The sequence below is a fragment of the Micromonospora sp. NPDC093243 genome (assembly GCF_044753725.1).
Classification (GTDB): domain Bacteria; phylum Actinomycetota; class Actinomycetes; order Mycobacteriales; family Micromonosporaceae; genus Micromonospora.
The window spans coordinates 423,105-444,422 of record NZ_JBIVNT010000004.1 but is presented as its reverse complement, the minus strand read 5'-3'; the positions used below and the strand labels follow the sequence as shown (position 1 = coordinate 444,422).

Below are 21,318 nucleotides of genomic sequence, written 5' to 3'. Positions count from 1 at the left end.
TGCCAGGGAACTACTGCGCCGTGCAGCCCCGTTTCGCGGCCGACCGAGGCCGGCTGGGGGCTGCCGGCGAGTTTCCAGTACGCTCGTACTGCTTGAGCACGTGTCCCCCGAGAGGAGCGCCGGCCGATGGCGAAGATCAAGGTAAACAACCCGGTCGTGGAGCTCGACGGCGACGAGATGACCCGGATCATCTGGAAGCAGATCCGGGAGCAGCTGATCCTGCCCTACCTCGACGTCGACCTGCACTACTACGACCTGTCGATCCAGCACCGCGACGAGACCGACGACCAGGTCACCATTGACGCCGCCAACGCCATCAAGGAGCACGGCGTCGGCGTGAAGTGCGCCACCATCACCCCGGACGAGGCCCGGGTCGAGGAGTTCGGCCTGAAGAAGATGTGGCGGTCGCCGAACGGCACCATCCGCAACATCCTCGGCGGCGTCGTCTTCCGTGAGCCGATCATCATGTCCAACGTGCCGCGGCTGGTCCCCGGCTGGACCAAGCCGATCATCATCGGCCGGCACGCCCACGGTGACCAGTACAAGGCCACCGACTTCGTCGTGCCCGGCCCCGGCAAGGTGACCGTCACCTACACCCCGGCCGACGGCTCCGCGCCGATGGAGATGGAGGTCGCCAACTTCTCCGGCGGCGGCATCGCCATGGGCATGTACAACTTCGACGAGTCGATCCGGGACTTCGCCCGGGCCTCGTTCCGGTACGGCCTGGACCGCAACTACCCGGTCTACCTGTCCACCAAGAACACCATCCTCAAGGCCTACGACGGCCGGTTCAAGGACATCTTCGCCGAGGTGTTCGAGAACGAGTTCAAGGCCGAGTTCGACGCCGCCGGCATCACCTACGAGCACCGGCTGATCGACGACATGGTCGCCGCCGCGCTCAAGTGGGAGGGTGGCTACGTCTGGGCCTGCAAGAACTACGACGGTGACGTCCAGTCCGACACCGTCGCGCAGGGCTTCGGCTCGCTGGGTCTGATGACCTCCGTCCTGCTCTCCCCGGACGGCCGTACCGTCGAGGCCGAGGCCGCGCACGGCACGGTCACCCGGCACTACCGGCAGTGGCAGAAGGGCGAGAAGACCTCGACCAACCCGATCGCGTCGATCTACGCCTGGACCCGGGGCCTGGCCCACCGGGGCAAGCTGGACGGCACCCCGGCGGTCACCGAGTTCGCCAACACCCTGGAGCAGGTCATCGTCGACACCGTCGAGGGCGGCCAGATGACCAAGGACCTCGCGCTGCTCATCTCGCGGGACGCCCCGTGGCTGACCACCGACGAGTTCATGAACGCGCTCGACGAGAACCTGGCGCGCAAGCTCGCCGCCTGATCCTCGCCAGCAACCGCACGGAGCCCGCCGGCACCCGCCGGCGGGCTCCGTCGTCTGCGGAAACTTTCGTCACCTCAACCGGCGCGCCTCGTTGACCAGGGTGGACGAGATGCCAGTCGCGTCCAGGAAGGTTGACCGCGGTCGCCTCGCGGCACGAGTGCCGATCAGCCAGCCTTCCCGGCTGTCGAGCACAGCCAGCCGTCCCTTCCCTGCGGGGGGCCCTGTCCCGGGCCCCCCGCGCCCTGTTCGCCACCCTCCCGGCCGGGCCGGGACGGATCAGGCGGCGCGGAGCAGTTCGGCGGCGCGCTCCGGGGCGATGTCGTTGATGAAGACGCCCATCCCCGACTCCGAGCCGGCCAGGTACTTCAGCTTGTCCTTCGCCCGCCGGATGCTGAACAGCTGCAGGTGCAGGTGGCCCAGCTCGCGGTCGATCCGCACCGGCGCCTGGTGCCAGGCCGCGATGTACGGCATGGGCATGTCGAAGAGGCCGTCGAAGCGGCGCAGCAGGTCCAGGTAGAGCGGCCCGAAGGCGTCCCGCTCGGCGTCGTCCAGAGCCGGGATGTCCGGCACCGGCCGGTGCGGGGCGACGTGCACCTCGAACGGCCAGCGGGCCGCCGCGGGCACGTACGCCGTCCAGTGCTCGTTGCTCGCCACCACCCGGTCGCCGGCGGCCCGCTCGGCGGCGAGCACGTCGGCGTAGAGGTTCCCGCCGCCGGTGCGCTCGGCGTGCCGGCGCGCGGCGGCGAGCAGCGCCCGGGTCCGGGGCGTGACGAAGGGGTACGCGTAGATCTGGCCGTGCGGGTGGTGCAGGGTCACCCCGATCTCGACCCCGCGGTTCTCGAAGCAGAACACCTGCTCCACGCCGGGCAGCTCACCCAGCGCCACGGTCCGGTCGGCGAGCGCGTCGAGCACGGTGCGCACCCGGCGCGGGGAGAGGCTGGCGAACGAGGCGTTGTGATCGGAGGTGAAGCAGACCACCTCGCAGCGGCCGAGCCCCGGGCGCAGCGGGGTGAACGGGGTGACCTGCCCGGGCTCGTCGGCCACCCGGCCGCTCAGCGACGGGAAGCGGTTCTCGAAGACCACCACGTCGTAGTCGGGCGCCGGGATCTCGGTGAGCCGGTCGCCCTCCGACGGGTCGAGCGGGCACTGGTCGGCGGGGGGCAGGAAGATGCGGGTCTGCCGGTGCACGGCGACCGCCACCCACTCGTCGGTCAGCGGGTCGTAGCGCAGCTGCGACGCGGGTGGCGGGGGTGGCAGGTCACGCCGGTCCGGCTGGTCGCGGACGGCGTCGTCCCGCTCGTCGAAGTAGATCAGTTCCCGGCCGTCGGCCAGCTCGATCGCGGTGCGCTTCACTCCGCCGCCCCTCCACTCGTCGGCGCGTCCGTCGACCGGCCCGCCCCCGTCACCATCACCAGTTCGCCCACCCGGTCGCCCAGTACCCGCCGCGCATCCGGCGCCAACTGGTCGTCGGTGACCAGCACGTGCGCGGCGGAGAGTTCGACGATCGAGGAGATGCCCACCGTGCCCCACTTGGTGTGGTCGGCGAGCACCACGAGTCGGTCCGCCGCCGCCACCAGCGCCCGGTCGGTCTCCGCCTCCATCAGGTTCGGGGTGGTGAACCCCGCCCGCTCGGTGATCCCGTGCACGCCGAGGAAGAGCAGGTCCAGGTGCAGCGACCGGATCGCCCCGACGGCCAGCGGCCCGACCAGCGCGTCGGACGGCGTCCGCACCCCGCCGGTGAGCACCACCGTCTGGTCCGGCCGGCCCGCGGCGTGCAGGATCTCCGCCACCGGAAGCGAGTTGGTCACCACGGTGAGCCCGGGCACGTCCACCAGGCGGCGAGCCAGCTCGGCGGTGGTGGTGCCGGCCGAGAGCGCGATGGCCGCACCCGGCCGGACCAGCTGCGCCGCCCGGTGGGCGATCGCCGCCTTCTCGGCCGGTTGCTGGACCGACTTCGCCGAGAATCCCGGCTCGTCGGTCGAGCCGGGGCCGGCGACGGTCGCCCCACCGTGCACCTTGGCGAGCAGGCCGCGCTCGTGCAGCGTCTCCAGGTCGCGCCGGATGGTCATGTCCGAGACGCCGAACTCGGCGGCCAGCTCGGTGACCCGTACCCCGCCGGTCGTCCGGACCCGTTCCAGGATGGCCGCCTGTCGCTGTTGCGCCAGCATCCGCCACACCTCCGGGACCGTCCACGCACTCTCACGCGGTCAAACGTGTTCCAACAAGAATGAACACTAGCGCGTGCCCGGAAGCGGCGAAAGGAACGGGGGTGGTCGCAGGGATCAGGCGGACTGGAGCTTGGGCTCGACCCAGCCGGTCTCGGTGAGGTGGTGCAGCACCGCCTGGACCGCTTGGTCGATGCTCAGCTCGCTGGTGTCCAGCACCAGGTCGGCGTCGGTCGGCTCCTCGTAGGGGTCGTCGACGCCGGTCATCCCGGTGATCAGGCCGGCGCGCGCCCGCGCGTAGAGCCCCTTGCGGTCACGCCGCTCACAGACCTCCAGCGGGGTGGCGACGTGTATCAGCTGGAAGCCCGCCCCGGCGGCGAGCGCCATCTCCCGGGCGGCCGTCCGGGCCGCCGCGTACGGGGCGATCGGGCAGCAGATCGCCACCCCGCGGTGCCGGGCGATCTCGGCCGCCACCCAACCGATCCGGCGCACGTTCAGATCCCGGTCGGCCTTGCCGAACCCGAGCCCGGCGGAGAGCTCCCGGCGGACCACGTCCCCGTCGAGCAGGGTGATCGTCCGATCGCCGCTCTCACGTAGCGCGTCGGACAGCCCCCGGGCGATGGTCGACTTGCCCGAGCCGGAGAGCCCGGTCATGAAGACCACCAGCCCGCGGTGCCGGCGCGGCGGCCGGGCCCGGGCCAGCTCCTTGGCCACCGCCGGCGGGGTGTGCCATTCGGGCAGCGGAAAACCCCGGTCCAGCAGATCGTTGATCTCGGCCTGGGTCAGCGCCAGTCGTCGGTTACGCGGCGGGATGTCCTCCCGCCAGCGCCACTGCCCGTCCCGGTTGTCGTACGCCAGCTCACGCGGCACCAGCACCCGCAGCCCGGCGCCGGAGAGCATCTCGCCGGTCGACAGCAGGTGGGTGACGCCGTACGCGGCCGACACCCGGGCCCGCAGCAGCGCGTCGCTGATCTCGTCGGGGCGGCGGGAGAGCGGCACGGCGACCAGGGTGGCCGGTGGCATCCGGTCCCGGGCGGCGAAGACGGCGCGTACCAGCGCCTCGGGCGGTAGCCCGGCGGAGCCCTCCTCGCCGATCGGAATCAGGATCAGCAGGTGCGCGCCGAGGGTACGGACGGCGTGCGCGATCTGGGCGAGCTGCGGGCGGTGCAGCGGCCGGTCGGCGATCACCCCGAGCACCCGGCCCGGGGGCAGCAGCGCGCGCACCTCCTCCGGGCTGCGGCGCAGCCGCTGGAACGGCCCGTGCGCGCCGTCGCCGAGCCGGCGTACCACCCCGCCGACGCCGGCCACCCCGTCCCGGACCAGCCAGGTGTCGGCCACGTCCAGCGCGGCCATCGGAGCGCCCTCGCCGTCGGTGAGCACCAGCGCGCGGCGCTCCGGGTCGCGCGGATCGAACGACTGGGCGAGCGCGGCCGGCACCTGGAGGGTCACCGGCACCTGCCACGGGTTGCCGTCGGCGAGCCGGCCGCGGCGGCTGACCGAGACCAGGTCGGCCCGGGTCATGAAACCGGCCAGCGGGGTGTACGCCCCGGTCAGCAGCAGCTCCAGGTCGGCCAGCTCCCCGGGGCGCGGCGTGTACGCCGGCGCGTCCCGGAGCACCTCGTCGGGCAGCACCCACCCGTTGCTCATCGCACCCCCTACTCGCCGGCCGGCACACAGTTTCGCAGCCGACCGGCGATCGGTCGAGGGCGCCACTCCACGATCGGAGCGCGGGCGGAGTGGGGCGACCGCCGTCGGCTCAGGCCGGCGGGTCCAGCGCGGCCGCGCCGAACGAGACGGCGAACCGCTTGCACCAGATGGAGACGCTGGTCAACCCGGTCAGGTCCACGCCGGCGGGGATCTCGTAACCCTGATTGCCCCGGTTGCCCTTGAGCCGGCCCAGCTCGACCCAGCGGCCGTCGTCGAAGACCCGCCAACCCGCCGTGCCGCCGCGTACCGGCTGGTCGGTGAGCCAGACCCGGAGGTCCGGGCCGTTCGAGGTGGACAGACCGACGAGCTCCAACCGGTGCCGGCCGGCCGCGTCCCGGACGATCCGGGCGGTGCCGGCGGTGTCGTGCTCGTGGGTGACGAACGTGCCGGCGCGCACGACCGTCGACGCGGCGGGCGCGGCGGGCGTGCTCGGGGTGCCGGTGGTAGTGGCGGCCGGCGTGGTCGGCGCGTCGGTGGAGACCACGGTCAGCGCCTCGTCGACCTCGGCGTCGGTGACCAGCTTCCATGGCTGGAACCACCAGAGACCGAGGGTGGCCCCGACGAGGAGCACGGCGAGCGTGACCCAGGTCAGGGGGGCGCGCAGCAGGCGAGCGGACATGGGCACAGTCTGTCGCCACCGGCCCGGACACGGCGTTACGAAAGCCTTACCGGTGGTGGCGTCGGCCCTGAAGGGCCCGGCGAGGGGGGACGCATTAGGGGTCGACCGCCCCCAGGATCGGGGGAGGACCAGGGGCGCGCCGGGCACCGGGACGGGCGGCGGCTGCCTAGGCTGGCGGCGTGACACTCATCGCGACCGAGTCGCTGACCAAGACGTACGGGGGAGGGGTCACCGCGCTGGCCGACCTCACCGTCGCGGTCGAGCCGGGGATCATCGGGCTGGTCGGCGCGAACGGCGCCGGCAAGTCGACGTTGATCAAGATCCTGCTCGGCCTGCTCGCTCCGACCAGCGGCCGAGTGCAGGTGCTGGGCCTGGACCCGACCGCAGACTCGGCCGCGGTCCGCGCCCGGGTCGGCTACATGCCCGAGCACGACGCGCTCCCGCCCGACCTCACCGCCTCCGAGCTGGTCACCCACCTCGGGCGGATCAGCGGGCTGCCGCGCACGGTCGCCCGCGAGCGGGCCTCCGAGGCGCTGCGGCACGTCGGGCTCTACGAGGAGCGCTACCGCCCGGTCGGCGGCTACTCCACCGGCATGAAGCAGCGGGTGAAGCTGGCCCAGGCACTGGTGCACGACCCCGACCTGTTGCTGCTCGACGAGCCGACCAACGGCCTCGACCCGGCCGGCCGGGACGCCATGCTGGCCCTGGTGCACCGGATCGGCACGGAGTTCGGCATCTCGGTGCTGGTCTGCTCGCACCTGCTCGGCGAGGTGGAGCGGATCTGCGACACGCTCGTCGCCATCGACGGCGGGCGGCTGCTGCGGGCCGACCACATCTCCGCGATGACCTCGGCCACCGACGTGCTCGCCGTCGAGGTCAGCGAGGGCACCGAGGAGCTGGCCGGCCGGCTCTCCGCGCTGCACCTGCCGGTGCGCCGGGACGGGCGGCTGCTGCTCGTCGAGCTCGCCGACGAGGGCACCTACGACCTGATCCTCGGCGCGGTCGCCGAGCTGGACCTGCCGCTGCACCGGCTGGACCAGCGCCGGCACCGGGTGGCCGAGCTCTTCGCCACGAGGGAGCCCAGCAATGTCTGAGCCGACCGGCGTCATCCACGACATCGGCTACCAGCGCTACACCGGCCCGCGGCTGGGCCGCCGGCACGTCTTCGGCGCGCTCTACCTGCACGGCCTGCGGACGGCGTTCGGCCTCGGCCGCAGCGCCAAGGCCAAGATCTTCCCGTGGCTGGTGGTCGGCATCGTCACCCTGGTCGCCGCCGGTGTCACCGCGGTCCGCAGCCAGATCGGCGAGGTGGTGATGACCTACGCCCAGTTCGCCGACGCGATGAGCTGGCTGGTCATCTTCTTCGTCGCGGTGGTCGCCCCCGAGCTGGTCTCCCGGGACCTGCGCAGCGGGGTGCTGCCGCTCTACTTCTCCCGACCGCTGCCGCGCACCGACTATCCGCTGGCCAAGCTGCTGGCCCTGGTGACCGCGCTCTGGCTGCTGCTCGGCGGGCCGCAGCTGGTGATGTTCCTCGGGGCCGCGTTCACCACCGACGACGGCATGAGCGGGGTCTGGAACGAGCTGCTCGACCTGCTGCCGGGCCTGCTCTACGCCGGCCTCTGGGCGGCGGTCTTCGCCTCGGTCGGGCTGCTGGTCGCCTCGCTCACCGGCAAGCGGGCGTTCGCCGCCGGTGGGATCGTCGCGGTCTTCCTGATGACCACACCGATCGTCGGCACTCTGTCGATCATGCCGTCCCGGACGCTCAACGAGCTGGCCGGTCTCGCCTCGCCGTCCACGCTGGTGCAGGGGGTCGGCATCTGGTCCCTCGGTGATCTGCTGATCACCGGGGAGAACGCCCCGGACACCAGCTCCATGATCGGCGGTTTCGGCCCGGTCTACGCGATCGTCGCCGTGCTGCTCATCGCCCTCTGCGTCACCCTGCTGCTGGCCCGGTACCGGAAGGTGGCCTCCCGATGAGCGCGATCAGCGCCGGCACTGCCCGGCCCACGGCGGTCGGCGAACCGCCCGCACCGACCACGAGCACCTTGGAGCTGACGGGGGTCTCCCGCTGGTACGGCAACGTGGTCGCGGTCAACGACGTCAGCATGCGCCTCGGCCCCGGGGTCACCGGCCTGCTCGGGCCCAACGGCGCGGGCAAGACCACCCTGCTGCACATGATGGCCGGCTTCCTCACCCCGTCCCGCGGGGCGGTCACCCTGGACGGCGAACCGACCTGGCGCAACCCGGGCGTCTACCGCCGGCTGGGGCTGGTCAGCGAGCGCGAGGCGGTGCACACCTTCCTCAGCGCGTACGAGTTCGTGCTGGCCAGCGCCAAGCTGCACCGGCTGCCGGATCCCCAGGAGGCGGCCCGCCGGGCGATCGCGCTGGTCGAGCTGGAGGACGCGCAGGACCGGCGGATCGGCACCTACTCGAAGGGCATGCGGCAGCGCACCCGGGTGGCCGCGGCGCTGGTGCACGACCCGCAGGTGCTGCTGCTCGACGAGCCGTTCAACGGAATGGACCCGCGCCAGCGGCTGCACATGATGGAGCTGCTGCACCGCCTCGGTGACGCCGGCCGGACGATCCTGTTCAGCTCGCACATCCTCGAGGAGGTCGAGCAGGTCTCCGGCACCGTCCAGGTGATGGTCGCCGGCCGGCTCGCCGCGTCCGGTGACTTCCGGACCATCCGCCGGCTGATGACCAACCGACCGCACGTCTTCGCGGTGCACTCCACCGACGACCGGGCGCTGGCCGTCGCGCTGATGGCCGAGCCGTCGGTGACCGGGGTGGAGCTGGGGCGCACGGGGCTGACCGTGCGGGCCGGCGACTACGGCGCCTTCACCCGGGCGCTGCCGAAGATCGCTCTGGCGAAGGGCATCCGGGTCCGGCAGCTGCTGCCCGAGGACGAGTCCCTGGAGAGCGTCTTCTCCTACCTGGTGGAGGCCTGAGACATGTCGACCGTTTCCTGGATCACCGCGCGAGGCCTCTTCGGTCGTCGCCGGTTCCTGCTGCTCTTCCCGCTGCCGGTGGTGCTGGTGCTGCTCGCCGTGCTCTCCCGTTCGCTGGGCGTGGACCCGGGTGAGTGGGGCCCTCCGGTGCTGGTCGGCCTCGGGCTGGCCGTGGTGCTGCCGGTGGTCGCGCTGATCGTCGGCACCGGCGTGCTCGGGGCCGAGATCGACGACGGCACGGTGGTGCACATCCTCACCAAGCCGCTGCCGCGCTGGCAGATCGTGCTGCCCAAGCTGGCGGTGGCGACCGGCGTCACCGCGGCCACCGTCGCCGTGCCGCTCTACGTCGCGGGTGTGCTGGCCCATTCGGTGGGCCTCGGCCTGGCGCTCGCCGCCGCCGGGTGCCTCGGCGCGCTGGCCTATTCGGCGCTCTTCCTGGCCCTCAGCCTGCTCACCCGGCGGCCGGTGCTGCTCGGCCTGGTCTACGTGCTGATCTGGGAGGGTCTGCTCGGCAACTTCGTCAGCGGCACCAAGGTGCTCTCCATCCAGCAGTACGTGATCGCGCTCGCCGACCGGCTGGCCCCGACCGGGCTGCTGGAGACCAACGTCTCGGTGCCGGTGGCGGCGGTGATGACCGGGCTGGTGAGCGTCGGTTTCACCGTGCTCGCGATCGACCGGCTGCGGTCGTTCAGCGTGGCCGGCGAGACGAGCTGAACCGGCCGGGACCGGACCCGGTGGCGGCCGGGCGCAGCGCGCCCAGCCCGACCGGCCGCTCGGCGGCGACACCCCGATGAGCGTCATGCCTCAGCGTCATAGTGATGACGCTGAGGCATGACTGTCTGTGATGCCTGCCGGCGTCCGTTTTTGGCGGAGTCGCATGAGCGGCGCCTGGCGCCACCCCCGCATCCCTACCCGGGCATCCGGCACCACTTCCCCTCCGCGAGGGACGCGGGTGGCTCGGTGGAGGGATTCGCTCGCATCGTCGTGCGGTGATGCTGGACCACGTCAGCCGACGGGATGGTCATAAGGAGCGACATGTTCAGGTCTGGTTTGCGCGCGATGGCGTTGGCGGCGGTTGCGGCAGCGGGGGTGGCGGCGTCGCCCTCCGTCGCGCAGGCCCAGCGGTCCGAGTCGATCAGGGTTGCAGCCGGGTGGTCGGTCGTCGCCGGTCTCGGTCATTTCGTGTACGACGAGCCCGGCACGGTTGGGCATCGGATCTGGTTCGGCGTTCAGGCGGTGACGGCCGCCGACGGATCGACGCACGGCCAGTTCCTGTACCGGCACGAACTGCCGGACGGCACGCTGGCCGGGCAGGGACGAGCCGACGTGACATGCCTGAAGGTCACCGGAAACGTCGCGGTGTTCACCGCGATCGTTCCTGAGGGCCAAGGCACTGTGAAGAACCATGGCTACTACGTGAAGATCATCGACGGTGGAAGCGGACCGGATCAGATCGTCGACGCTCAGGCGCAGAACGGGACGGAGCGGCCGCCCACCCACTGCCTCGACCCCGAGACGGACCTTCCTCCGGGATCCCCCCAGCGACCCCGCTACCCGGTTCTCGTTGGCGGATATGCCGTCCATGGCGCTGAGCAGAGCCGAGCGGGCGGCATGGTGCTTGCCGGGTGACGGATGGTAGGGCTGGCCGGATGGACCGCTCCGGCGCGGTCGGAGAGGCTGGAGCGGTGAGTGCAGAAGCGGGGCGGGTGCTGCCGCGTGAGCCCTACCCGGGCAGCACGAGGCACTGGTTGGTGAGTCTGGCGCTGGCCGGGCTGGCCGCCGCGGCGACCACGACGGTCGCGCAGGGCAGCGGTGACTTCCACTGGTGGGCGGGGTTCGTGCTGATCCCCGGCGCCCTGATCGCCGCGTGCGGCGGGCCGCTGCTCGCCCGGGGCGGGGGCCGGGCGTTCGCGGGCTACGTCGTCGCCTGCGTCGGCGCCCTGGTCTTCGCCACCGGCGCGCTGCTGATGTTCGGCGTGATGAACCGCGGCTGGCCGGTAATGATCATGGTGCCCTGCCTGGCCATCGCGGGCACCTACTACTGGCGGCCGGCGCACCCGTTGGCGCGCGGGCTGCACCGGGCGGTGGCGCTGCTGGCGCTGGCCGGAGCACTGCTCGGCGCCACCTTCCAGTTGATCCAGGCTGGCCTGGTCGACTTCGGCGCCACCGGCTGGTGGGGTGCCTTCCTGATGCTCGCCGGGGTGATCGTGCTCGGCAACGCGGTCGAGCTGACGCGGCACCGGATGCCGTACCGGCTCCAGGCAATCACCCTGCTGGTCGGCCCCGCCGTGGTCGCCTTCCTGCTCGGTCTCCGCTTCCTGCGGGGCTGGTGACGGCGGCCCCGGCGGTCAGAAGGCCGAGGCGATGACGAGTTCGGTGGTGCGGTCCGGCAGCAGGTCGAGCTTGCCGATCCGCCCGGCGGCCCGCAGGTCGTCCGAGATCAACATCAGCTTCTCCAGCAGCGCCGCCGGGCCGAGCGCCTCGGCCAGCGGCACCTCCGCCCGCATCGAGAGCTTCCGCTCCGACTTGGCCCGCCGCACCTGGCTGAGCGCGTCCCCGGCGAGCCGGAGCAGCTCCGGATCACCCGTTCCCTCGATTGCCCGGTCCACCTCGTGGGTGGTCGGCCACGTCGCGCGGTGCACCGAGCCGTAGCGCCACCAGGACCAGACCTCCTCGGTGATGTACGGCAGCACCGGGGCGAAGAGGCGCAGCTGCACCGAGAGGGCGGTGGCCAGCGCCGCCCGGGCCGACTGCGCCCCGGGCCCGGTGCCGTACGCCCGTTCCTTCACCAGCTCGATGTAGTCGTCACAGAACCGCCAGAAGAACGACTCGGTGGCCAGCAGGGCGGCGGTGTGGTCGTACCCCTCGAAGGCGGCCGTCGCGGTGGCGGCCACCGCGGAGAGTTCGGCGAGCATGGCCCGGTCCAGCGGCTCCGTCGCGACGGCCCGCAACGCGTCGGCGGCGCCCAGCCCGAGCGCGAACTTCGACGCGTTGAGCAGCTTGGTGGCGAGCCGCCGACCGATCTTGATCTGGGCCGGGTCGAAGGCCAGGTCCATCCCCGGCTTGCCGCTCGCCGCCCAGTACCGCACCGCGTCCGAGCTGTGCTGCTCCAGCAGCGCCAGCGGGGTGACCACGTTCCCCTTGGACTTCGACATCTTCTTGCGGTCCGGGTCGAGGATCCAGCCGGAGAGTTCGGTGTCCCGCCAGGGCAGCACGCCGTGCTCCAGGTGGGAGCGGACCACGGTGGCGAAGAGCCAGGTCCGGATGATGTCGTGCCCCTGCGGACGCAGGTCCATCGGGAAGACCCGGGCGAAGAGGTCCGGGTCGGTCTCCCAGCCGCCCACGATCTGCGGGGTCAGCGACGACGTGGCCCAGGTGTCGAGCACGTCCGGGTCGCCGACGAAGCCACCGGGCTGCCCCCGCTGGGACTCGTCGTAACCGGAAGGCGGGTCGGTGGACGGGTCAACCGGCAGCGCCGACTCGTCGGGCGTGAGAGGCTGGGACCGGTCCGGCTCGCCAGCGTCGTCGAGCCGGTACCACACCGGCACCGGCACCCCGAAGAAGCGCTGCCGACTGACCAGCCAGTCGCCGGTCAGGCCGCTCACCCAGTGGTCGTAGCGGTGCCGCATGTGCTCCGGCACCCAGTGCAGCTCGCGCCCCCGGGCCAGCAGCTCCGCACACAGCTGCGGATCGCGCCCGCCGTTGCGCAGATACCACTGCCGGGTGGAGACGATCTCCAGTGGCCGGTCGCCCCGCTCGTAGAACTTCACCGGATGCGTGATCGGCCGCGGCTCGCCGATCAGGTCGCCCGCGTCGGCCAACCTGCCGACGATCTCCCGGCGGGCGCCGTTGACGGTCTGCCCGGCCAGCGCCGCGTACGGCTGCGCCGGCACCCCGGCCGGCGGCTCCGGCAGCAGCCGGCCGTCCCGCCCGATCACCACCCGGGTGTCCAGCCGCAGCTCCCGCCACCAGGTCACGTCGTTCAGGTCGCCGAAGGTGCAGACCATCGCGATGCCGGTGCCCTTGGCCGGATCGGCGAGCGGATGCGCGCGCACCGGCACCTCGACCCCGAAGAGCGGGCTGCGCACGGTCGCGCCGACCAGGTCGGCGTAGCGCTCGTCGTCCGGATGGCAGACCAGCGCCACGCACGCCGGCAGCAGCTCCGGGCGGGTGGTGTCGATCAGCACCTCGCGCCCGCCCGGGCCGGTGAACCGCAGCCGGTGGTAGGCGCCCGGCCGTTCCCGGTCCTCCAACTCGGCCTGGGCCACCGCGGTGCCGAAGCCGACGTCCCAGAGCGTCGGCGCCTCCGCCTGATAGGCCTCGCCGCGGAGAAGGTTGCGCAGGAACGCCCGCTGGCTGGTGGCCCGGGCCGCCCGGCCGATCGTGGTGTACGTCAGCGACCAGTCCACCGACAGCCCGAGCCGCCGCCAGAGCGCCTCGAAGACCTGCTCGTCGGCGACCGTGAGGCGCTCGCAGAGCTCGATGAAGTTGCGCCGGGAGATCGGCGTCGGGTTCTTCCGGGCGTCGTCGGAGACCGGGGTGGCCGGCGGGCGCCAGACCGGGTCGTAGGGCAGCGCCGGGTCGCAGCGCACCCCGTAGACGTTCTGCACCCGACGCTCGGTCGGCAGGCCGTTGTCGTCCCAGCCCATCGGGTAGAACACCGCCTTGCCGCGCATCCGCTGGAAGCGGGCGACGGTGTCGGTGTGCGTGTACGAGAAGACGTGCCCCATGTGCAGCTCGCCCGATACGGTCGGCGGCGGGGTGTCGATCGCGTACACGTCCGAGCGCTGCTTCGAGCGGTCGAACGCGTACGTGCCCTCCTCCTGCCAGCGGCGCGCCCAGTTCTCCTCGAGCCCGTCCAGGGTCGGACGCTCGGGGACACCGGCGCGGGCCGTCCTCGCCGTATCAGTCATCCTGCGATCGTAGGCAGCCCGCAACGGCCGGACCACGGGTTAACCCGCGCGCCACGACGAAATCGCGCCGAGGGTGCTACGGCGCGATCGGGCTGAGCAGCGGGCCCAGGGTGGAGAGCTGGAAGCCGAGCGTCCCGCCGGTGCGCGAGTTCACCCGGTCGAGCACGGTGGAGACCGGCGCGTACGAGTTGTGCTCGTTCGGGTTGGTGCAGGGGCCCTGACCCGGGTCGCCGTTGGAGAGGATGCCCAGCGCCTTGCCGTCCGACTCGGTGAAGAGCGGCCCCCCGCTGTCCCCGGGGCGGGCGCAGATCCGTACGTCGATGCCGCCGCTGCCGCGGCCGGTGATCTCCCCGCACCGGGTGCCCGGGATGTAGCCCGCGCCGGCCCCCGAGTCGACGTACGTCTCGCCCGCCTTCGGCGTGTAGGCCGACCCGGTCGCGCAGACGATCCAGCCGACCTGGATGGCGTTCGCCGCGACGTAACCGGTGACCGCCACGTCCCGGCTGCCCTGCTCGTCGGTGCAGCGCGGGTTGTCCGGCACGCACCAGTAGTTGACCAGGCTGACCGGGTTGGTGCCGGGCCGCCGGGGGTAGGCCCAGCGGTCCAGCGCACCGGGCTGGTAGGGGATCACCGCGTAGTCGTAGGGGAAGGCGTTCTCGGCCAGCACCGGGCTGGTCGACTCCACGCCCACCGGCACCTTCGGGCCGAGGAACTGGTGCCAGGTCCGGTCCACCTGCTGATGCCGGCCGCCGACCACGCAGTGCCCGGCGGTCAGCACGAACGACTCGCCGGAGCGGGACCGGACGTTGAAGCCGCTGGTGCAGCCGCCGACGGTGCCGTCGTCACGGGGCACGTCGAGGCGGATCCCGCCGCGCATCGGCGCCTTCGCGCAGTACCGCGGGTCGCAGGCCTTCGGCACCGCGGCGCCGGAGAGTCGGGCCCGCGCCTTGGCCGGCACCCCGGCCCCGCCGAGCGCCGCGGTCAACCGGGCGTCGGCGGCGTCGACCACGTCGCCGGTGAGCACCACGACCCCGTTGGCCTGCTCGTCGACGATCACGTCGGTGCCGGCGGTCGCGTCGAGCGTGCCGGCCAGCCGGGCCGCGGCCTCGGTGAGCTGCCGCAGCGAGTGACGCACCGGCACCACCCGGACGTGGGTGGCGTCCGGCACCCCGGCGACCGCGGTGCGCAGCAGGTCGGTCCGGGTCGCCGCGATGGTGAGCACGCCACCGTCAGCCTGGTCCAGCCACATCCCGGCGTACGTGTCAGGGAACTCCTCGGCGAGCCGGGCGGCGAGCGGCGCGGACTGCTCCTGGAGGGCCAGCCGGCGGGCCGCGTCGTCCGGGCTGACCCGGTAACGGTCCCGCAGGTACGACATCGAGGCCGGGGTGTCCTTCGCGACCGCCCCCGCCGGTCGGGCGGTGACCGCCGCGCCGGTCGGGCCCGCCGACCGGGAGGCCCGCGCACCGAGGCCGGTGGTCGAGCCCGGTTCGGCCGGCGTCGCGTCCGTGCCGGCCGGCGCGGTCCCGGCGACCGGCGTGGTGCCGACCGGCGTGCCGTCCGTGCCCAGCCGCGGCGCCAGCACCACCGCGGTCGCGCCCAGCAGGCAGGCGGCGGTGGCCAGTCCTGCGATGGTCATGCGTCGTCGTGCGTGCACGCCCGTACCCTCCCCCGTGAGTCCGACGCCGCGTCGACCAGGCTGTGGTCCGGCCCGGAGCCTCCGGGACGTGAGCGGCTGTACGGTGCCGGCTGATTGTAGTCAGCGCAGCGATTGTCGCCACTGCCGGTGCAGCGCGGCGTACCTGCCGTCGGCCGTCGCGAGCTGCTCCGGCGGGCCGTCCTCGACGATCCGCCCGCCGTCGAGGACCAGCACCCGATCGGCGATCTCCACCGTGGAGAGCCGGTGCGCGATCACCACGGCGGTCCGGTCCCGCAGGATGGTGCCGAGCGCCTGCTGCACCAGCCGTTCGGTGGGCACGTCGAGCGACGAGGTCGCCTCGTCGAGGATGAGCACGGTCGGGTCTGCCAGGAACGCCCGGGCGAACGCGACCAGCTGCCGCTGCCCGGCGGAGAGCCGCCCGCCGCGGCGGTGCACCTGGGTGGCGTACCCGTCGGGGAGCGCGGCGATGAAGTCGTGCGCGCCGATCGCCCGGGCGGCCTCCCGCACCGCCGCGTCGTCGGCGTCCGGACGGCCGAACCGGATGTTCTCCTCGACGGTGCCGTTGAACAGGTGGGTCTCCTGCGTCACCAGGACCACCGCCCGGCGCAGGTCGGCGTCGGCCACCGCGCGCAGGTCGACGCCGTCCAGGCTGACCGTGCCGGCGACCGGGTCGTGGAACCGGGCGACCAGCTTGGCGATGGTGGACTTGCCGGCGCCGGTCGGTCCGATCAACGCGACGGTCTGCCCGGCCGGGATGGTCAGGTCCAGGTCGGCGAGGATCGGCGCGTCCGGCCGGTAGCCGAAGGAGACCGCGCGGAACGCCAGCTCGCCGCGGGCGGCGGACAGCGGCGTCGGCCGAGCCGGCTCGGCCACCGCGGGCCGCTCGTCGAGCACCCCGGCCAGCTTCTCCAGGGCGGCCGTGGCGGACTGCAACGAGTTGTAGAACTGGCTCAGCTCCTGCATCGGCTCGAAGAAGCGCCGAAGGTAGAGCAGGAATGCCGCGAGCACGCCGATCTCGGTCCGCCCGCCGAGCACCCGCCAACCGCCGTAGCAGAGCACCACCGCCACCGTCACGTTGCCGATCACCTTGATCCCGGGCGAGTAGGTGGCGATCAGCCGGAACGCGTGCAGGCTGGCCCGTCGGTAGTCGTCGCTGAGTGCCACGAAGATCCGCTGATTGCGGGGCTCGCGGCGGTACGCCTGCACCGCGCGGATGCCCCGCATCGACTCGACGAAGTGGACGATGACCAGGGCCACCGAGTCCCGGGTGCGGCGGTAGGCGCTGGCCGAGGCCCGGGCGAACCAGCGGGACAGCAGGTAGAGGAACGGGAAGGCGAGCAGGGTCACCGCGGCCAGCGGCAGGTCCAGCCAGAGCAGGATGCCGGCCACCGACAGGATCGAGAGCGCGGCCAGCACCAGGCTGTCGATACCGCCGTCGACCAGTTCGGCGATCGAGTCGAGGTCGCTGGTCAGCCGGGAGACCATCCGGCCGGAGGTGTACCGCTCGTGGAAGGCCACCGGCAGGCGCAGGAAGTGCCCGTACACCCGGCGGCGGAGATCCAGCAGGACGGCCTGGCCGATCCGCGCGGAGAGGGTGAGGAAGCCGCGGCGGGCCACGTACTCCACAAGCGCGGCCGCGGCGAACGCCCCGGCGACGGCGGCCAGCGGCCGGTAGTCACCGGACCGCAGCGGCCCGATGCCCCGGTCGATGCCGAGCATGACCAGGTACGGCCCGGCCATCGCGGCGCCGTTCTGGGCCAGCAGCAACGCCACCGCCGAGGTCAGCCGGCCACGGTGCGGGCGCAGCAGGTCGGCCAGGAGCGCCCGGCTGCGGACCCGCAACCGGGCGACCGCCTCCGGGCTGGCGTCCTCGGCCCGGCTGCGATCCGCGTCCGGGTCGGTGGCCTGCCCGCGCCAGCGGGTCAGCTCCGGATGCTCGCCGCCGGCCGGGGCGACCTCCGGCTCGGGCGGCGGGCGACGGCCGCCCCGCCACCGTGGGCGGCCGGAGTCCCGGGCCGGTCGCCGCCGGCCGGACGCCCTGGTCGTCACGACCGCACCAGCCCGCGCCCGTCCGACGGGACCCCGGCGCCCCGGCCGGAGGTCGTCGGCCCGCCTCGCGCCGGCTCGGCGGAGAGCAGCGCGCGGTACGCCGGGACGGTGGCGAGCAGTTCGGAGTGACTGCCCACCGCGGTGATCCGTCCCCCGTCGAGCAGCGCCACCCGGTCGGCCAGCGCGATGGTCGACGGCCGGTGCACGACCAGCAGCGCGGTGCTCTCCCGCAGCACCCGCTTCAGCGCCGCCTCGACCAGCGCCTCGGTCTGCACGTCGAGGGCGGAGAGCGGATCGTCGAGGACGAGCAGCGCCGGCCGGCCGAGCACCGCCCGGGCCAGCGCCAACCGCTGGCGCTGCCCGCCGGAGAGGGAGAGCCCCTGCTCGCCCACCCGGGTGCCCAACCCCCACGGCAGGTCGTACGCGAAGTCGGCCTGGGCGAGCGCGAGCGCGGCCCGGACCTCCTCCTCGCCGGCCTCGGGGCGGCCGAGGGTGAGGTTCTCCCGGACCGACATGGAGAAGAGGGTGGGCTCCTCGAACGCCACCCCGACCAGCCGGCGCAGCGAGTCCAGCCGCAGCTCGCGCAGGTCGTGCCCGTCCAGGGTGATCCGGCCGCCGGTCACGTCGTGCAACCGGGCCACCAGCGAGAGCAGAGTGCTCTTGCCGCAGCCGGTCGCGCCGACCACGGCCAGTGTCTCGCCCGGCTCGACGGTCAGCTCGACGTCGCGCAGCACCGGCCCCGCGGTGCCCGGGTAACGGAACGAGACCTGCTCGAAGCGGAGCTGTCCGCGTACCGCCGGGCGGGCCAGCGCGACCGCGCCGGGGGCGTCCACGATCTGCGGCGGGGTGTCCAGCACCTCCTGGATCCGGTCGGCGGCGGTCACCGCCTCCTGCCCGTTGGCGATGATCCAGCCGAGTGACTGCACCGGCCAGATCAGCATCAGCTGGAGGGTGACGAAGGCGACCAGCTCGCCGATGGTGAGCACGCCCTGGGCGGCGGCGGACGCCCCGGCGGCCAGCACCACCCCCAGGGTCAGGTTCGGCACCAGGTCGAGCAGCGCCGAGGTACGGGCCAGCAGTCGGCCCTTGCCGACCCCGGTGTCGTGCAGCGCGCGGGCGGCGACACCGAAGCGGGCCGCCAGCTCCGGCCCCCGGCCGTACGCCTTCATGGTGCGCAACCCTTGCGCGGTCTCCTCGACCAGCGTGGCCACGTCGCCCTGCTGGTCCTGCATCCGCCGGGACGCGGCGTGGTAGTGCCGGGCGAAGCGGCGGCTGATCAGGAACAGCGGCACCGCGCTGACGGCCACCAGCAGGCCCAGCGCCGGATGCAGCCGGATCAGCAGCACCACCACGACCGCGTAGGTGACCAGGTTGAGCACCAGGAAGAAGAGGCCGAAGGAGAGGAAGCGGCGGATCACCGACAGGTCGCTGGTGATCCGGGAGAGCAACTGGCCGGACTGCCACCGGTCGTGGAAGCTGGCCGGCAGCCGTTGCAGGTGGGCGTAGACGTCGGCGCGCAACGCCGCCTCCATGCCGACCGCCGAGGAGGACTGCACCCAGCGGCGGATGAAGATCAGCACCGCCTCGGCCAGCCCGAGGATCAGGGCCAGGCAGCCGAGGCGGAGCAGTCCGGGCGGGTCGTGCCGGGCCACCGGGCCGTCCACGACCCGCTGCACCACCAGCGGCACGGCGATGCTCGCGGCGGTGGCGGCCAGCCCGGCGGCCAGCAGCCAGCCGAACTCGACCCGATATGGGCGCAGGTAGCGGCGCAGCCGCCAGAGGTTGTGCACCGGGTGGGGGCCCGCGGCGACCCGGGCGGCCGGGACGCCGTCGCTCTCCGCAGGCACTACCCGACGGTAGCGGGAAATGTGAACCGATCTGGTGTCAGCTTGCCGTCAACGGCCGCTCATGACCGAGAAGCCACTTCTTCACGTCCAGACCCCAGCGGTAGCCGCCCAGCGTCCCGTCGGTGCGCAGCACCCGGTGGCACGGCACGAAGAGGGCCACCGCGTTGCGGGCGCAGGCCGCCGCGGCGGCGCGTACCGCCGGTGGCCGGCCGGCCAGCCCGGCGAACCCGGTGTAGGTGACCGGCTCGCCGGGCTTCACCTCGCGCAGCACCCGCCAGGCGTGCGCCATGAAATCGCCGCCGGTGCGCTGCTCGACCGGCACCGCGTCGATGGCCGTGAGGTCGCCGTCCAGGTAGGACCGGACTGCCGCGCTGACCGGGCCGAGGTCGGCCAGCTGCCGTAGCGGCGCCCGCAGGGTGGGGTGTACCAGGGGCAGCAGCGCCAGCGGGTCGGGGGTGAAGCCGGCGGCCCGGACCGCGCCGTCCGGGCCGGTCAGGATGCTGAGCGGGCCGGCCGGGGTGGCCAGCACCGCACTGTCGATAGTGGTCATGCCGCTCTCCAGAGTCGGATCAGCGCGTAGGACCGCCAGGGTCGCCAGCGGTCGGCGTACGCGTCGAGGGTCGTCGGTTGGTCGGGCAGGCGGAGCGCGGCCGCGCCGCGCCGGACCGCCAGGTCGGTGTGGAGCAGGACGTCCGGGTCGCCGAGCGCGCGCATCGCGACGTAGCCCGCGGTCCAGGGGCCGATGCCGGGCAGTGCGGCCAGTCGGCGCACGGTCTCCTCGCGGTCGCCGCCCGGGGCGAGGTCGAGTTCCCCGTCGGCGACGGCCCGCGCCAGCCCCCGGATGGTCTCCCGCCGGGCCGCCGGCATCCCGAACCCCTCATCCGAGACCCGCAGCACCTCCTCCGCATCGGGAAACCCCCGCAGGCCGCCCCCCACCACCTGTCGATCATGAGGTTCACGGCGGCCAGGGAGATCCGCATCGCCGTTCACCTCATGATCAACAGGCAGGTGGGCGAGGAGGCGGGTGAGGGTGGTGCGGGCGGAGGTCACCGAGACCTGCTGGCCGACGACGGCCCGGACCGCCATCTCGAAGCCGTCCACCGCGCGGGGAACGCGGATGCCGGGCTCCGCCACGACCGCGGCGGCCAGCGCCGGGTCCGCGGCGAGGGTGGCGTCGATCGCCACGGGGTCCGCGTCCAGGTCGAGCAGGTGCCGGCAGCGGGCCACCGCCGGTGCCAGGTCGCGCAGGTCGGCGAGGCGCAGGGTGGCGGACACGTGTCCGTCCGCCGGGGTCAGCGCCACCTCGCCCGCGCCGCGCGGCAACCGCAGCCCACGGCGGTACGTGCCGTCGCGAACCTCCTCCACCCCGGGCAGCGCCCGCAGGGCGAGGAAGTCGAGCAGCGCCCCGGCGTGCAGTGGCGGGCGGTACGCGAGCCGGAGCGTGATGGTGCCGGCGCCGACGGGGGCGGAGCGCTGCCCACGGGCCTGACGCAGCTCGGTCGGCGCGACCCCGTACACCTCGCGGACGGTGTCGTTGAACTGCCGCACGCTGCCGAAGCCGGCCGCGAACGCGATCTCCGCCATGCCGAGGCCGGTCGTCTCGATCAGGATGCGGGCGGTCTGCGCCCGCTGGGCCCGGGCCAACGCGAGCGGCCCGGCACCCATCTCGGCCCGCAGCATCCGGTGCAGGTGCCGCTCGGTGTAGCCGAGCCGGGACGCCAGGCCGGGGATGCCGTCGCGGTCCACCACCCCGTCGGCGATCAGCCGCATGGCCCGGCCGACCACGTCGGCGCGGACGTCCCACTGCGGCGAGCCGGGCGCCGCGTCCGGGCGGCAGCGCCGGCAGGCCCGCAGCCCGGCCCCCTGCGCCGCCGCGGCGGACGGAAAGAACCGGACGTTCTGCCGCTTCGGCGTGGTCGCCGGGCAGGACGGCCGGCAGTAGATCCCGGTCGACGTCACGCCGGTGTAGAACCAGCCGTCGAATCGCTGGTCACGGCTGTCGACCGCCCGGTAGCACCGCTCGAAGTCCAACTCCACGTCACCGATGATGCTCCGGTTCCGCCGGCTCC

Annotated in this window: 17 protein-coding genes; 7 read left to right on the top strand and 10 right to left on the bottom strand. The window is 73.3% G+C overall.

Going from position 1 to position 21,318, the window contains the following annotated elements; translation table 11 throughout:
* Positions 1 to 126 precede the first annotated feature (126 nt).
* A complete protein-coding gene (locus ACIP9D_RS15800) occupies positions 127 to 1,344 on the top strand; it encodes an NADP-dependent isocitrate dehydrogenase (RefSeq protein WP_350871451.1) in 1,218 nt (405 codons plus the stop codon).
* 276 nt (positions 1,345 to 1,620) lie between these two features.
* Here ACIP9D_RS15800 and galT read toward each other — a convergent pair whose 3' ends face one another.
* The 4 genes from galT to ACIP9D_RS15780 all read right to left on the bottom strand — a co-directional run bounded on the left by galT (position 1,621) and on the right by ACIP9D_RS15780 (position 5,835).
* Positions 1,621 to 2,697, bottom strand: a complete 1,077-nt coding sequence (galT, locus tag ACIP9D_RS15795) for a galactose-1-phosphate uridylyltransferase (RefSeq protein ID WP_350871452.1) — start codon at positions 2,695 to 2,697, stop codon at positions 1,621 to 1,623.
* Positions 2,694 to 3,512, bottom strand: coding sequence for a DeoR/GlpR family DNA-binding transcription regulator (locus ACIP9D_RS15790; protein ID WP_350871455.1), 819 nt, complete (start codon positions 3,510 to 3,512; stop codon positions 2,694 to 2,696). The genes galT and ACIP9D_RS15790 overlap by 4 nt, the downstream gene beginning before the upstream one ends.
* 114 nt (positions 3,513 to 3,626) lie before the next feature.
* Positions 3,627 to 5,156, bottom strand: coding sequence for an adenylyl-sulfate kinase (gene cysC, locus ACIP9D_RS15785; RefSeq protein ID WP_350871457.1), 1,530 nt, complete (start codon positions 5,154 to 5,156; stop codon positions 3,627 to 3,629).
* A 109-nt stretch (positions 5,157 to 5,265) separates the two neighbouring features.
* On the bottom strand, positions 5,266 to 5,835 hold the full coding sequence (locus tag ACIP9D_RS15780) for a DM13 domain-containing protein (RefSeq protein WP_350871459.1): 570 nt from the start codon (positions 5,833 to 5,835) through the stop codon (positions 5,266 to 5,268).
* A gap of 179 nt (positions 5,836 to 6,014) precedes the next feature.
* Here ACIP9D_RS15780 and ACIP9D_RS15775 point away from each other — a divergent pair, with 179 nt between their 5' ends.
* The 6 genes from ACIP9D_RS15775 to ACIP9D_RS15750 all read left to right on the top strand — a co-directional run bounded on the left by ACIP9D_RS15775 (position 6,015) and on the right by ACIP9D_RS15750 (position 11,116).
* Positions 6,015 to 6,929: an ABC transporter ATP-binding protein gene (locus ACIP9D_RS15775; protein WP_350871461.1), complete on the top strand. Its 915-nt coding sequence runs from the start codon at positions 6,015 to 6,017 to the stop codon at positions 6,927 to 6,929.
* Complete coding sequence (locus ACIP9D_RS15770; protein ID WP_350871463.1) at positions 6,922 to 7,812, top strand: ABC transporter permease; 891 nt, start codon at positions 6,922 to 6,924, stop codon at positions 7,810 to 7,812. Before ACIP9D_RS15775 ends, ACIP9D_RS15770 begins: the two co-directional genes overlap by 8 nt.
* A complete protein-coding gene (locus tag ACIP9D_RS15765) occupies positions 7,809 to 8,783 on the top strand; it encodes an ABC transporter ATP-binding protein (protein ID WP_350871465.1) in 975 nt (324 codons plus the stop codon). The genes ACIP9D_RS15770 and ACIP9D_RS15765 overlap by 4 nt, the downstream gene beginning before the upstream one ends.
* Before the next feature lie 3 nt (positions 8,784 to 8,786).
* A complete protein-coding gene (locus ACIP9D_RS15760; protein WP_350871468.1) occupies positions 8,787 to 9,497 on the top strand; it encodes an ABC transporter permease in 711 nt (236 codons plus the stop codon).
* A gap of 321 nt (positions 9,498 to 9,818) precedes the next feature.
* A complete protein-coding gene (locus ACIP9D_RS15755) occupies positions 9,819 to 10,412 on the top strand; it encodes a hypothetical protein (protein ID WP_350871470.1) in 594 nt (197 codons plus the stop codon).
* 56 nt (positions 10,413 to 10,468) lie between these two features.
* A complete protein-coding gene (locus tag ACIP9D_RS15750; protein ID WP_350871473.1) occupies positions 10,469 to 11,116 on the top strand; it encodes a hypothetical protein in 648 nt (215 codons plus the stop codon).
* Positions 11,117 to 11,131: 15 nt separating this feature from the next.
* Here the strand turns inward: ACIP9D_RS15750 and valS are convergent, their stop codons facing one another.
* The 6 genes from valS to ACIP9D_RS15720 all read right to left on the bottom strand — a co-directional run bounded on the left by valS (position 11,132) and on the right by ACIP9D_RS15720 (position 21,286).
* Positions 11,132 to 13,696 (bottom strand): valine--tRNA ligase, encoded by a 2,565-nt coding sequence (gene valS / locus ACIP9D_RS15745; RefSeq protein WP_350871476.1) that lies wholly within the window; start codon positions 13,694 to 13,696, stop codon positions 11,132 to 11,134.
* Positions 13,697 to 13,772: 76 nt separating this feature from the next.
* On the bottom strand, positions 13,773 to 15,332 hold the full coding sequence (locus ACIP9D_RS15740; protein WP_350871478.1) for a trypsin-like serine protease: 1,560 nt from the start codon (positions 15,330 to 15,332) through the stop codon (positions 13,773 to 13,775).
* Between the two features lie 120 nt (positions 15,333 to 15,452).
* A complete protein-coding gene (locus tag ACIP9D_RS15735; RefSeq protein WP_350872125.1) occupies positions 15,453 to 17,279 on the bottom strand; it encodes an ABC transporter ATP-binding protein in 1,827 nt (608 codons plus the stop codon).
* A gap of 119 nt (positions 17,280 to 17,398) precedes the next feature.
* The gene (locus tag ACIP9D_RS15730) at positions 17,399 to 19,249 is read right to left on the bottom strand and encodes an ABC transporter ATP-binding protein (protein ID WP_350871480.1); all 1,851 of its coding nucleotides are present in this window, start codon (positions 19,247 to 19,249) and stop codon (positions 17,399 to 17,401) included.
* Positions 19,250 to 19,286: 37 nt separating this feature from the next.
* Positions 19,287 to 19,799, bottom strand: coding sequence for a methylated-DNA--[protein]-cysteine S-methyltransferase (locus tag ACIP9D_RS15725; RefSeq protein WP_350871482.1), 513 nt, complete (start codon positions 19,797 to 19,799; stop codon positions 19,287 to 19,289).
* The gene (locus ACIP9D_RS15720) at positions 19,796 to 21,286 is read right to left on the bottom strand and encodes an AlkA N-terminal domain-containing protein (RefSeq protein ID WP_350871484.1); all 1,491 of its coding nucleotides are present in this window, start codon (positions 21,284 to 21,286) and stop codon (positions 19,796 to 19,798) included. Before ACIP9D_RS15720 ends, ACIP9D_RS15725 begins: the two co-directional genes overlap by 4 nt.
* Positions 21,287 to 21,318 lie beyond the last annotated feature (32 nt).